This is a genomic window from Streptomyces sp. NPDC030021 (genome assembly GCF_055574035.1).
Map to the genome: position 1 here is coordinate 186,226 of NZ_JBVIAH010000010.1, position 12,671 is coordinate 198,896.

Here is a 12,671-nt window from a genome sequence, read left to right on the forward strand (position 1 = left end):
CGTAAAGGGCGCGTCAAAGATTAGGTAAGGTAACGAACTACTTGCCGAACTTGTCGCCGGGAGGATCGATCCGCCGGGCGCATTGAGGAGGGCCGCCCGCTGACTGTCCACACGCTCAATGAGCTTCTGCTGGTCTGCTCGCTCGTGCTGCTCGTCGCCGTGGCGGCGGTACGCATCTCTTCACGCAGCGGCCTCCCCAGCCTGCTCATCTACCTCGGCATAGGCATCGCGATAGGACAGGACGGCATCGGCAACGTCGTATTCGACAATGCCGAGCTGACCCAGGTCATCGGTTATGCCGCGCTCGTCGTGATCCTCGCCGAGGGTGGTCTGGGCACCAAGTGGAAAGAGATCAAGCCGGCCCTGCCGGCCGCGGTCATGCTGTCACTGGTGGGCGTTGCGGTCAGCGTGGGCGTGACGGCGGCGGGAGCGCATTATCTGGTCGGACTGGAATGGCGCCAGGCCCTGCTGATCGGCGCGGTCGTCTCCTCGACCGACGCGGCGGCCGTCTTCTCGGTGCTGCGCAAGGTGCCGCTGCCCGCCCGGATCACCGGTGTGCTGGAGGCCGAGTCCGGCTTCAACGACGCACCCGTCGTCATCCTGGTGGTGGCCTTCTCGACCGTCGGCCCGGTGGACGAGTGGTACGTCCTGATCGGCAAGATCGCCCTGGAGCTGGCGATCGGCGCCGCGATCGGCCTGACGGTGGGCTTCCTGGGCGCGTACGGGCTGCGGCACGTGGCGCTGCCCGCCTCCGGCCTCTACCCGATCGCCGTGATGGCCATCGCCATCGTGGCGTACGCGGCCGGCGCCATCGCGCACGGCTCCGGCTTCCTCGCGGTGTACCTGGCGGCGATGGTGCTCGGGAACGCGAAGCTTCCGCACTGGCCGGCCACCCGGGGCTTCGCCGACGGGCTCGGCTGGATCGCCCAGATCGGCATGTTCGTGCTGCTGGGCCTGCTGGTCACCCCGCACGAGCTGGTCCACGACTTCTGGCCCGCCGTGGTCATCGGGCTGGTGCTGACGATGGTGGCGCGGCCCCTGGAGGTCTTCCTCAGCCTGCTGCCCTTCCGGATCTCCTGGCAGGAGCAGGTGCTGATGTCGTGGGCGGGCCTGCGCGGGGCCGTGCCCATCATCCTGGCGACCATCCCGATGGTGTCCGGGATCGAGGGCAGCGACCGGGTCTTCAACATCGTCTTCGTGCTGGTCGTCGTCTACACCCTGGTGCAGGGCCCGACCCTGCCCTGGCTCGCGCGCAAGCTGAACCTCGGGAACGGGGACGAGGGCGCCTTCGACCTCGGGATCGAGTCGGCGCCGCTGGAGAAGCTGCGCGGACACCTGCTCTCCTTCTCCATCCCGCCGGCCTCGCGGATGCACGGCGTGGAGGTGAGCGAGCTGCGGCTGCCGCCCGGTGCCTCGGTCACGCTGGTGGTCCGGGACGCGAAGAGTTTCGTACCGGCGCCGTCGACCGTGCTGCGGCACGGGGACGAGCTGCTGGTGGTGGCCACGGACCCGGTGCGGGACGCGGCGGAGGCACGGCTGCGGGCGGTGGCCCGGGGCGGCAAGCTCGCGGGGTGGCTGGGCGCGGGCGGCGGACCCGTTTCGCGCTAGCGCGCCGCCGGAGCGCCGTTAGAGCGTCGTTCTAATTCGACAATTTCGCTGAGATATGCCCGATTTTGCCTGCTTTTCCGGGCTCTTTACATGCGAAGCAGCCGTTAATCCCAGGTGAAGACACCTCTTGTCGCCGAATTCACAGGGCGTGGTAGTGGCTTTCCCTGTACGATGAAGGCACACCAGATCGAACCAACTCTGCCTGACGCAGAGCTGGCGCGACCGCAAAGCGGCCGTGGCACCACCCCGACGTGGGCGCCCAGGTATCACTCGGTTCTGCGCAAGAGGACAGCTCTCGGGGCTCCCACATGTACGGGTGCGGTCGCTCACAAGGCGAAGCACCGTCCGCAGACGGGGACGCTCTACCAGGCAGCGGAAAGGCAAGGCCGTGACATCCGCGGTCACGACCGACACGTCCGCCCGCCCCGGCTACGGGCAGCTCCTGCGCACTCCCGGCGCCCTCGGCTTCGTACTCCCCGGCTTCGCAGCACGACTCCCCTTCGGCATGCTGACGATCAGCATCCTGCTGCTGGTCCAGCACACCACCGGTTCCTACGGCAGCGCCGGCATCGTCGCCGCCGTCACCGGTATCTCCATGGCACTGTCCGCCCCGCTGATGGGCATCTTCACCGACCGCTTCGGCCAGACGGCCGTCCTGCTGCCCGTGGTCCTCGCGCACTCCGCCGCCGTCACCGGCCTGGCCGCGCTCGCGCTGCTGGACGCGCCGGTCTGGGCACTGGCGCTGGCCGCCGTACCCACCGGTGCCTCGGTGCCGCAGGTCGGACCGATGGTCCGGGCGCGCTGGGCCGCCAAGCTGGAGGGCTCGCCGCTGCTGCCGACGGCCGCCGCCTTCGAGTCCGTCACCGACGAGTTCACCTTCGTCATCGGCCCGGTCCTGGCGACAGCGCTGTGCACCGGCGTCCACCCCGCGGCCGGCCTGGTCACCGAGGCCACGCTGACCCTGCTCGGCGGCCTGCTCTTCGCGGCCCAGCGGGCCAGCCAGCCCACGACGCACGCCCCGTCGCTCACCGGTGAGAAGCGCGCCTTCGCACTGTCCTTCCCGGGCCTGCGCGTCCTGATCTTCGCCTTCCTCGGGATCGGCGCCGTCTTCGGCGGCATGCAGGTCTCGCTCGCCGCCTTCTCCAACGAGATCGGCAACCCCGGCGCCAACGGCCTGCTCTACGGAGTCTTCGCCGCGGGCAACATGATCGCCGGTATCGCCATGGGCGCCATCGCCTGGAAGATCGGCCCGCGCCGCCGGCTGATCCTGGGCTACATCGGCCTCACCGCCGCCGCGTCCGTCCTGTGGGCGGCGAACTCGATGATCCTGCTGGGCGCGCTCGGCCTGGTCGTCGGCCTGTGCATCGCCCCGGCGCTGATCACCGGCTACACGATGGTCGAGCAGCTGGTCCCCGCGAACGCGCGGACCGAGGCCTTCACCTGGCTGACCGGCTCGATCGCCTTCGGTCAGGCCATCGCCGTCATCCTGGCCGGCCGCCTGACGGACGCGCACGGATCCTCGTTCGGCTTCCTGGTGCCCATGGGTGCCACCGCGCTCGCGCTGACCACCCTGCTGGCGCTGCGCGCGAAGCTCGCCCCGAAGGCCCCGAGCCGGATCGTGAACGCGTCCGCGCAGGAGGCCGCGCCTGCGGCCGCAGCCCCGGCGCCGGCCCCGGCCGCGGCCCCGGCGAAGACGCAGGCGAAGGCCCAGGTGGCCACCCGCACCGCCCCCTCGCCGGCCTCCCGTAACCGGGTGAACGAGCGTGGGATGGGTCACCGCGTGCCGGTGACGGTGGACTGATCCGCCGGAATACGTCACCATGGAGCGTCGTTAGCACTCATTGAGTCAGAGTGCCAGGAGGAAATTCGTGCCGACCTACCAGTACCAGTGCACCGAGTGCGGTGAGGGCCTTGAGGCCGTGCAGAAGTTCACCGATGACGCACTGACCGTGTGCCCGAGCTGCGACGGACGCCTGAAGAAGGTGTTCTCCGCGGTCGGCATCGTCTTCAAGGGCTCCGGTTTCTACCGGAACGACAGCCGTGGCGCGTCGTCGAGCAGCACCCCTGCCTCGAAGCCGTCGTCCAGCTCCTCGTCGTCCTCGACGTCGACCGCTGCCGCCGCTCCTGCCGCCTCGTCGAGCTCGTCGAGCAGCAGCTCCACGTCGGCCGCCTGATCGCTTCTCCCCGAGGCCCCGCCGCCCCTGTCGGCAGCGGGGCCTTCGGCATGCCCACGGCAGGGCCTTAGGGTGGACCGCATGGTGAACGCAGAGATCGGTGTCATCGGCGGCTCGGGCTTCTACTCCTTCCTGGAGGACGTCTCCGAGATCCAGGTGGAGACCCCGTACGGACCCCCGAGCGACTCCCTGTACGTGGGTGAGCTGGCCGGGCGCCAGGTGGCCTTCCTGCCCCGGCACGGACGCAGCCACACCGTCCCCCCGCACAAGATCAACTACCGGGCCAACCTGTGGGCCCTGCGCTCGGTCGGTGTTCGCCAGGTGCTGGGCCCGTGCGCGGTCGGCGGTCTGCGGGCCGAATACGGGCCGGGCACGCTGCTCGTTCCCGACCAGCTGGTCGACCGTACGAAGGCCCGCGCCCAGACCTTCTTCGACGGTGAGCCCCTGCCGGACGGTTCTGTTCCGAACGTTGTGCACACCACCTTCGCCGACCCGTACTGCCCGGTGGGCCGGTCCGTGGCGCTGGCGGCGGCCCGCGGGCGGGACTGGGAGCCGGTGGACGGCGGCACCATGGTCGTCATCGAGGGACCGCGCTTCTCGACGCGCGCCGAGTCGCGGTGGCACGCGGCGGCGGGCTGGTCGGTGGTCGGCATGACCGGCCACCCGGAGGCGGTCCTCGCCCGGGAGCTGGGGCTCTGCTACACCTCGATGGCCCTGGTCACGGACCTGGACGCGGGAGCGGAGACCGGTGAGGGCGTCTCCCACACCGAGGTCCTGAAGGTGTTCGGCGAGAACGTCGGGCGGCTGCGCGAGGTCCTCTTCGACGCGGTGGCGGCCCTGCCGGCCACGGAGACCCGGGCCTGCCTGTGCACGCACGCGCACGACGGGTGGGACCTGGGCATCGAGCTCCCTTAGCCCCCTCCGGGGCGTCCCTGGGGACGCCCCGGCCGGGTTGTCGGTGGCGGCCCCTAGGGGGTGTCTTGTCGATCAGGGCGGGTCAGGGAGCGGGGTCCGGTGCCATGGGGTCTCCCCAGGCCCGCCAGGGCCGAGGGGAAGGATCGCAAGGCGGACGAGGGAGGCGACGCGGAGCGTCGCCGACCGAGGACAACGCGGCGAGGCGCGGCACCAGACCCCGCGAGCCCGCCCTGATCGACAAGACACCCCCTAGCCTGCCCGCATGGGAAATTGGGGCGGGATGGCCGTGGCGCATGCCACGGTGGCAGAGCTGCGGGAGTTCGCGGCCGGGGCCGGGTGCGCGGACGTCGACGGCGACGCGGACCTGGGTGGTGGCTGGTCGGCCGTGTACTACCCCGACCAGCCGGACGGCGCCGCGGCGGCGCTGGCGCGGCGGACCGGGGCGCCGGTGCTCACGGTGGCCTATCTCGACAGCGATGTCGGCTTCGTCGAGGGCGCCACCTTCGCCGGGGGCCGCTGGAGGGCGCTGCTCAACCGGGACACGGCCGAGGACTACGAGATACCCGTCGACCGGTTCCCCGTCGAGGCGGCCCTGGCGGGCGCCCTCGACTGGGCGGCCGCGGGCGGGCTGGCCCCCGACCCGGAGGGTGTGCGGGCCGTCCTCACCGGCTCCGAGGCCTTCGCGGAGGACCTCGCGGAACGGCTCCTCGGCGCGCTCGGGATCGCGCCCGCGGCGCCCGGCGAAGAAGGCGCTTAGAAAAGGGGCCGGCGGCTGTCACATCCGGCGCGGCTGTCCGGTCCTCCCTGGTGAAGGCGGAAACGAAGACCGCCCCGGCCAGGGAGACGACTGTCATGCCGCGTATCTCGCTCACCCCGCCCCGCACCCTGCTCATGCGGATCGGTGCCTGGTACTCGCGCCGTACCTACGGCAAGGTGCTCGACCCCGGGCAGGCCTACGGGCACAACTCGCGCGTGCTCTTCTCCTACGTCCGGCTGGAGCGGAGCGTGGCGAAGTGGAATGCGCTCGACGCCGGGCTGAAGCATCTCGCCGTGATGGCGGCGGCGGCCCGTATCAACTGCTCGTGGTGCATGGACTTCGGCTACTGGGAGGGCCACGAGCTGGGCCTGCCGGCCGAGAAGATCGAGCGGGTGCCGCAGTGGCGGGAGGCCCGTGAGGTGTTCACCGAGCTGGAACTGCTGGTCATGGAGTACGCCGAGGCCATGACGGAGACCGAGCCGACGGTCACGGACGAGCTCGCGCGGGAACTGATCGCGCGGCTCGGCGAGGAGGCCTTCGTCGAACTCACCGCGATGGTCGCGCTGGAGAACTGGCGCTCGCGCGTCAACAGCGCCTTCGGCCTGACCAGTCAGGGCTTCGCGGAGGCCTGCCAGGTTCCGGTCCGGCGGTGACCTCGACAATGGCGGCGTGAACACCGACCTCCCGCTCTCCGACCTCCCTCGCGCCGACCGCAGGGTCATTGTCGCCCTCGACTTCGACGACCGCCGGGCCGCCGAGGCGCTCGTCGAGCGCCTCGGCGACGCGTGCGGCTTCTACAAGATCGGCCTGGAGCTGCTGACCGCCGCGGGCCCCGGACTCGCGCGGGACCTCGTCGGGCGGGGGCACGAGGTCTTCCTCGACCTGAAGCTCTTCGAGATCCCGAACTCCGTCGCCGGGGCGGTCCGGGCCGCGGGCGCGCTCGGCGCGTCCATGGTGACCGTGCACGCCATGGGCGGTACGGGGATCATGTCCGCGGCGGTGGAGGCGGCTCGCGAGTTCCCGCGGCTGCGGGTACTGGCGCTGACGGTGGTCACCAGCATGACCGGGAGCGACCTCGCGGACATCGGCGTGGCCGCGGACACCGAGGAGCAGGTGCTGCGGCTGGCCCGGCTGGCCGTGGGCGCGGGCTGCGACGGGGTCATCGCCTCGCCGCGGGAGGCCGGGGTGCTGCGTGAACTCCTGGGGCCGGACCGGCTGATCGTCACGCCGGGGGTGGTCCTGGAGCCGGCGGGCGCGGCGGGCGGGCACGCCCGGCCGGGGACGCCGCAGGCGGCCTTCGCGGCCGGCGCCTCGCACGTCGTGGTGGGCCGGTCGGTCGCCCGGGCGGCGGACCCGGTGGCCGTGCTGCGGCGGGTGCGGGCCTGCGCAGGCTGACTCGTGCGGGTGACGGGGTTGTCCACAAGCTGGGGATCGTCCACAGGCTCCGGCGGGGTTTCCGGGGAGGCGGGATCGTGAGATGTGTCCGGGCGCCGGGTCCGGACACAGCGACTCACTCGTCTGGTGGTGTTCGTCATGTCCCGTACGTCCGCGGCCTCTTCGGCCCGCTCCGCCTCGCCCGCTCCCTCCACCTCCTCCATCGCCTCCGCTCCCTCCGTCTCCTGCGCCACCTCCGCTTCCCGTGCCGCCCTCGCTCCCGCCGCGTGCGCGACGTCCTCCGCATGTCCCCCCGCGCGCCCGGTCCCGCCGTTCCCGCCGCTTCGCGTGGGGCGGGGCGGCGACCGGCTGCGCCGGGCCGTGCGACGGCGGCGCCGGGCCGCCTCGGCCGCGCTGGCCGTTGTGGCGGCGGCCGTGGCGGTGGGCGGGACGGAGGCGCAGGCCTCGCGGGGTGCCGCGCGGCCGGAGGTGCGGGCCTCTCAGCGTGCGGCGCCACCCGCCGCGGTGCGGATGGTGTCGGCGCCCGTGCGCATCGCGGACGCGGCGACGGTGCGGCTGCTGCGGCCCGGGGACCGGGTGGACGTGGTCGCGGCGGAGCGCACCGGGCCGCCCAGGGTGGTGGCCGCGGGGGTGCTGGTCGCCGGAGTTCCCGATCCGGACAAGGGTGTTGCGGACGGTGGGGCGCTGGTGGTGCTGTCCGTTCCGCGGGACACCGCGCCGGATCTCGTGGGCGCCGGCGCCACGACGCGGCTGGCGGTGACGTTGTGCTGATTCGCACACACGGGCAGTCAATTCACCTCAAGGTGGGGGCCGATTGGACACTCCGCGCCTGGACTGCCGTAGCTTTCGGAACCGTTGGCTCCGTGTTCGGCAGATGTGAAGAGAGGCTCAGTGGTGAGCGAGAAGAAGAAGGAGAGCGTGCTGGCAGGCTTCAAGGCCTTCCTGATGCGCGGCAATGTGGTCGACCTGGCGGTGGCCGTGGTCATCGGCGCCGCGTTCACGAACATCGTGAACTCGGTGGTCAAGGGGATCATCAGCCCGGTGGTGGGCGCGGTCGGCACACAGAGCCTGGACGGCTACAAGTCCTGCCTCAAGGCTCCTTGCGCCATCGGCCCGAACGGCCAGCCGACGGGTGTGGAGATCCTCTGGGGCTCGGTGCTGAACGCAACGCTGACCTTCGTCATCACCGCCGCGGTCGTGTACTTCCTGATGGTGCTGCCGATGTCGAAGTACCTCGCCAAGCAGGAGGCCCGGCGCAAGGCCCGGCAGGGCGTCCAGGAGACCATGGAGATCACCGAGCTGGAGGTCCTGAAGGAGATCCGGGACGCGCTGGTCGCACAGCGCGGTGGTGGCACGGCCCCCACCGGTTCACGCAACGGTTTCTGACCTCTCCGGCCGCCCGGGCCGCCCCGGCCGGTCAGACGTGGTGCGGGGGCTTCTCGTCGAGGAAGCGGGCCAGGTCGGCCGCGCTTCCGCCGGCGGGCGGCCGCTCGCCCCAGCCGTGGTCGGTGTCGTCCGAGGACTGCTGGTCCAGCGGGTCGTCGAAGACCAGCCTGGGCTTGGGCCGCGGCTTGTCGGCCTCGGGGGCGGTACGCGAGGGCTGCCGGTCGGGGGCGGGGGTGCTGCTCATGCCTCCAGGGTACGGCCGCCCTCTTCCCCGCCCCGGCCCCCTGCCCGTCCCCCTGCCCCATCCGGCCGGGCGCCCCGGCTCCGGGGCGGGCGCAGGACCGCCGGCACACCGCCGGACACCTGGCACGCAGGCCGGTGAGGGGTCGGTGACGGAGCCCGCCTCCGTCCGCGACCGCTTAGGCGGTGTCGTGTCGATCAGGCCGGGCTCGCGGGGCCTGGCACCGCGCCCTGATCCGGCCCGATCGACACAGCACCCCCTGGGCAAGGCCGCAGGCCGCGCCTGGCATCCGCCCGGGGCACACGGGCCCTGGGGGCCGCGCGTCCGCCCTGCCGGTGGTCCCTGCCTCTGGTCTCCTGGCCGGTATGGCCTACTCCCCCATGACCGCTCGCAGCCCCGACGAGCTCCACCGCGCCGCCACCCCGCTGGAGCTGTTCTTCGACCTCTGCTTCGTCGTCGCCATCGCCCAGGCCGGCGCCCGGCTGGTGCACTCGCTCGCGGAGGGCCATCCCGGCGCCGGGGTGGTCGGCTACTTCTTCGTCTTCTTCGGCGTGTGGTGGGCCTGGATGAACTTCACCTGGTTCGCCTCGGCGTACGACGTGGACGACGTCCCGTACCGGATCGCGACGCTCGTGCAGATCGCCGGTGTGCTCGTGTACGCGGCCGGGGTGAGCCGGGCCTTCGACGACAACGACTGGGCGGTCGCGGTCACCGGCTACATCATCATGCGCGTCGCGCTGACGGCGCAGTGGTTGCGGGCCGCCTCCTGCGAGCAGGGCCCGGCCCGGACGGCGGCGCTGAAGTACGCGGCCGGACTGGTGATCTGCCAGCTGGGCTGGATCGGCCTGCTGTTCGTCCCGGACGACCTGAAGCGCTGGCTGTTCCTCGTGCTGCTCATCGCCGAGCTGGGGGTTCCGGTGATCGCCGAGCGCGGGCACCAGACGCCCTGGCACGCGCACCACATCGTGGAACGGTACGGCCTGTTCACCATCATCGTGCTCGGCGAGACGATCGCCGCGGCCACGGTGGCGGTCAAGTCCGCGATCGACGAGCACGAGGCGCTGGACCAGCTGCTGCCCATCGCGGCGGGCGGGCTGCTGATCGTCTTCGCCGCGTGGTGGATCTACTTCGCCGTGCCGATGCACGAGCACCTGACCTCCAACCGCGAGGCCATCCCGTGGGGTTACGGGCACCTGCTGATCTTCGCGTCGGGCGCGGCGATCGGCGCCGGCATCGAGGTCGCGGTCGAGCACGCGGTGGGCAAGGCACACATCTCCCAGGTCGCCGCGAACGCCGCCGTCATGGTCCCGACCGCACTGTTCCTGATGATGGTGTGGCTGCTGCACTCCCGGCACTTCAAGCACGGCCTCGCCCAGCAGCTGGTCCTGCCGGTGTCCGCCCTCGTGACGGTCGCCTGCACCTGGTCGGGGACGTACGCGGTCCTCTGGGCGGGCCTCGTCGGGGTGCTGACGGTGGCGGCCGGCCTGACCCTGTCCACGCGGGCCGGTGCGACCGCCGGCGCCGCCGTCTGACTCCCGGGGCCGCGCCCGCGACCGCGGCCCGCACCCGCACCCCGCCGAACCGTCACTCCCACGCCCCCGCCGCCGTTCTCCAGCACAGAACGACGCGCACCGACTGGAGGCCCTGCCATGACACTCCCGGCACAACGCCACGGCACCGACCCCGGCAGGGAGCTGGCCGAGCCAGGCTTCTGGCAGCAGCCCCCCGCCCACCGCCTCGCGGCCTTCGCCCGGCTGCGCGCGGCCGAGGGCCCGGTGTTCGTCCCCGAAGGGTCCGGGCGCGGCCACTGGGCCCTCGTCCGCCACGCCCAGGTGCAGGAGGCCAGCCGCCTCCCCAAGGTCTTCGCCAGTGCCCCCGGCGTGACCACCCCCGAGCCGGCCCGCTGGGTGCGGGCCCTGTTCGGGGACTCGATGGTCAATCTGGACGGCCCCGACCACGCCCAGCTGCGCAAGATCGTGCAGCGTGCCTTCACGCCCCGCCTGCTGGCGGCCGCCGAGGAGGACATCCACGCCGTGGCCGCCCGCATCGTGGACGACGTACTGGCCGGGCGGCCCGACGAGTTCGTCTCGGCCGTGGCCTCGCGGCTGCCCCTGGAGGTCATCTGCAACATGATGGGCATCCCCGAGCACTACCGGGCCGAGATCGCCGACCGCGTCAACCACGCCTCGGAGAACATCGGTGTGGAGCGGGGCCTGGCCTCCCGGCTGCGGATGCCCGGGCGCGGGCTGCGTGCGCTCGCCCGGATGCAGCGGATGGTGGCGGGCATCGGGCGGGAGCGGCGCAAGCACCCCACCGACGACCTGATCTCGGCGCTGGTCTGCGCGAACGTCGACGGGCAGGCCCTCGGGGCCCGCCAGCTCGGCGCCTTCTTCTCCCTGCTGATGGTCGCCGGGGTGGAGACCACCCGGAACGCGATCACCCATGGGCTGTCCCTGCTGACCGACCATCCGGACCAGCGGGACCTGCTGCTCTCGGACTTCGAGAAGTACGCGGACGGGGCGGTGGACGAGATGATCCGGCACTCGACGCCCATCATCCAGTTCCGCCGGACCGTGGCCGCCGAGCACACCATGGACGGGCACGTGTTCCGGCCGGGCGACAAGGTGGTCCTCTACTACGCCTCCGCCAACCGCGACGAGGCGGTCTTCCCCGACCCGGACGCCTTCGTCATCACCCGCTCGCCCAATCCCCACCTGGGCTTCGGCGGCGGCGGACCGCACTTCTGCCTGGGTGCGCACCTGGCCCGGGTGGAGATGAAGGCCCTCTTCCGTGAGCTGCTGACCCGGCCGGTCGGGCTGCGGGCGGTGGGCCTGCCGGACCTGGCGGGGTCGAACTTCGACAACCGGGTCCGCTCGCTGCGGTTCGCCTTCGAACGGCCCTGACCCTGCCCCCGGCCCCGGCCCCGGCCCCGGGTGGAGCGGAACCGGCCACCGGGCAGGCTGGGAGCCCGGCGGCCGGAGCGGGTGGTGGCGGCACCCGGCCTGTGGTTACCGCTGTTACCGCTGTACGCGCCGCACGGCGAGGACGCAGTGGGCGCTGCTGGTGAGCACGGACTCGTCGCCCGCGAAGGCCTGCAGGGTCTCCGGTGCGACCGGCCGGCCCGGGACCGCCTCGGGCCAGGCACGGGTGGCGAACAGGAAGTACGCCTGCCCGCTCTCGTCCGCCGCGGCGACCCACTCGTCGGGGGCGGTGCAGCGCGCGTTCATCCCGGGCAGGGTGAGCGCGATCTGGTTGCCCTCCAGCAGGATCTGCACCGGGAAGGTGGCCGCCTTGAGGGTGCCGTCCATGACCACGTCGCCGATGGGCAGGCCGATCTCCTCCAGCAGCCCGCGGGCGGCCGCCTCGCCGGCCTCCCGGCCCTGCGGTCCGTCACCGAGGGTGTAGGCGAGGAGGTACGGGATGTCGTGCGCCTCTTCGGGGTCTCCGATCCAGGCGAGCACCGAAAGGGTGCCGAGCTGGGACCGGTCGATTTCGGCTTGAGTAGAAGTCATGCGCGCACCCTAGTGGTCTCTCCGCCGCGCCTTTCACGGCCCTTCACCCGGGCGGGCTAGACGGCCCAGAATCCCTCTCCGGAATTCGCCTGCATGTTCGCGTCCTGGTACTGGAGCCGCACAATGCGCGCGCTTTCCGGGATTTCGAACACCACCCACCCATCGGCCCGCTCACCGACCTCCAGGGAATCGAAGACGATCGGTTTGCCGGTCGTCAGCTCGCCGGTCTTCACCACCGGGTGACGCTGCCCCGCGCTGTCGTGCGCCCACATGTGCCCGAGGGCCCCGTACGAGGCCCCTCCCACGTTGACGAAGGACATCGAGGCGGCCACCCAGCGCTTCCCGGCGGGCGGGGCGAAGTTCTTGTCCACGCTGATCGCCGGGTCCACGAACGCCCCGAGTTCGACCTGGAGGTGCCGGCCGACCTGCATGCCGTGCACCCGTGCGGTGCCACCCACATGGGCGTCCCGCACACCGGGCCGTGCGGGGGCCTGCGCAGCGCCCGGCGCCCCGTCGTCCACCACGACCGCCGGAGCGGCGGCGGGCGCGAGCGCGTCCGGCTCCGGGGCGCTCTGGCAGGCGGTGGCACCGAACAGGAGGAGCGGGAGCAGGACGAGGACGGGCAGGGGGAGAGCGGGCTGGCGCATGCAAGATCCCTTCGGGGACGTATTTCGGCCAGTTTC

At 72.1% G+C, this 12,671-nt stretch carries 14 protein-coding genes; 11 read left to right on the forward strand and 3 right to left on the reverse strand.

The window, feature by feature from the left end; translation table 11 throughout:
* Positions 1 to 81 precede the first annotated feature (81 nt).
* The 9 genes from ACZ4YL_RS21425 (at position 82) to mscL (ending at position 8,235) form a co-directional block, all read left to right on the forward strand.
* Positions 82 to 1,608, forward strand: a complete 1,527-nt coding sequence (locus ACZ4YL_RS21425; RefSeq protein WP_468118589.1) for a potassium/proton antiporter — start codon at positions 82 to 84, stop codon at positions 1,606 to 1,608.
* Positions 1,609 to 1,996: 388 nt separating this feature from the next.
* Complete coding sequence (locus ACZ4YL_RS21430; protein ID WP_468118422.1) at positions 1,997 to 3,409, forward strand: MFS transporter; 1,413 nt, start codon at positions 1,997 to 1,999, stop codon at positions 3,407 to 3,409.
* Positions 3,410 to 3,476: 67 nt separating this feature from the next.
* Complete coding sequence (locus ACZ4YL_RS21435) at positions 3,477 to 3,782, forward strand: FmdB family zinc ribbon protein (protein WP_468118424.1); 306 nt, start codon at positions 3,477 to 3,479, stop codon at positions 3,780 to 3,782.
* 81 nt (positions 3,783 to 3,863) lie between these two features.
* Positions 3,864 to 4,697, forward strand: coding sequence for an S-methyl-5'-thioadenosine phosphorylase (locus tag ACZ4YL_RS21440; RefSeq protein ID WP_030009687.1), 834 nt, complete (start codon positions 3,864 to 3,866; stop codon positions 4,695 to 4,697).
* Between the two features lie 262 nt (positions 4,698 to 4,959).
* On the forward strand, positions 4,960 to 5,454 hold the full coding sequence (locus ACZ4YL_RS21445) for a hypothetical protein (RefSeq protein WP_468118426.1): 495 nt from the start codon (positions 4,960 to 4,962) through the stop codon (positions 5,452 to 5,454).
* 95 nt (positions 5,455 to 5,549) lie between these two features.
* Positions 5,550 to 6,107: a carboxymuconolactone decarboxylase family protein gene (locus ACZ4YL_RS21450; protein ID WP_468118428.1), complete on the forward strand. Its 558-nt coding sequence runs from the start codon at positions 5,550 to 5,552 to the stop codon at positions 6,105 to 6,107.
* A 16-nt stretch (positions 6,108 to 6,123) separates the two neighbouring features.
* Positions 6,124 to 6,849, forward strand: a complete 726-nt coding sequence (pyrF, locus tag ACZ4YL_RS21455) for an orotidine-5'-phosphate decarboxylase (protein WP_468118430.1) — start codon at positions 6,124 to 6,126, stop codon at positions 6,847 to 6,849.
* A gap of 138 nt (positions 6,850 to 6,987) precedes the next feature.
* Positions 6,988 to 7,620 (forward strand): hypothetical protein, encoded by a 633-nt coding sequence (locus ACZ4YL_RS21460; RefSeq protein WP_468118432.1) that lies wholly within the window; start codon positions 6,988 to 6,990, stop codon positions 7,618 to 7,620.
* A gap of 123 nt (positions 7,621 to 7,743) precedes the next feature.
* Positions 7,744 to 8,235, forward strand: coding sequence for a large conductance mechanosensitive channel protein MscL (gene mscL, locus ACZ4YL_RS21465; protein WP_468118434.1), 492 nt, complete (start codon positions 7,744 to 7,746; stop codon positions 8,233 to 8,235).
* A 31-nt stretch (positions 8,236 to 8,266) separates the two neighbouring features.
* Here mscL and ACZ4YL_RS21470 read toward each other — a convergent pair whose 3' ends face one another.
* The gene (locus tag ACZ4YL_RS21470) at positions 8,267 to 8,479 is read right to left on the reverse strand and encodes a hypothetical protein (protein ID WP_468118436.1); all 213 of its coding nucleotides are present in this window, start codon (positions 8,477 to 8,479) and stop codon (positions 8,267 to 8,269) included.
* Positions 8,480 to 8,856: 377 nt separating this feature from the next.
* Here ACZ4YL_RS21470 and ACZ4YL_RS21475 point away from each other — a divergent pair, with 377 nt between their 5' ends.
* Positions 8,857 to 10,008: a low temperature requirement protein A gene (locus tag ACZ4YL_RS21475; RefSeq protein ID WP_468118437.1), complete on the forward strand. Its 1,152-nt coding sequence runs from the start codon at positions 8,857 to 8,859 to the stop codon at positions 10,006 to 10,008.
* 117 nt (positions 10,009 to 10,125) lie between these two features.
* Positions 10,126 to 11,379: a cytochrome P450 gene (locus ACZ4YL_RS21480; RefSeq protein ID WP_468118439.1), complete on the forward strand. Its 1,254-nt coding sequence runs from the start codon at positions 10,126 to 10,128 to the stop codon at positions 11,377 to 11,379.
* Between the two features lie 114 nt (positions 11,380 to 11,493).
* Here ACZ4YL_RS21480 and ACZ4YL_RS21485 read toward each other — a convergent pair whose 3' ends face one another.
* Together ACZ4YL_RS21485 and ACZ4YL_RS21490 are read right to left on the reverse strand one after the other, a co-directional pair.
* Positions 11,494 to 11,988, reverse strand: coding sequence for a DUF5949 family protein (locus ACZ4YL_RS21485; protein WP_052872786.1), 495 nt, complete (start codon positions 11,986 to 11,988; stop codon positions 11,494 to 11,496).
* Between the two features lie 56 nt (positions 11,989 to 12,044).
* On the reverse strand, positions 12,045 to 12,635 hold the full coding sequence (locus tag ACZ4YL_RS21490) for a DUF4352 domain-containing protein (RefSeq protein WP_468118441.1): 591 nt from the start codon (positions 12,633 to 12,635) through the stop codon (positions 12,045 to 12,047).
* Positions 12,636 to 12,671: the final 36 nt, after the last annotated feature.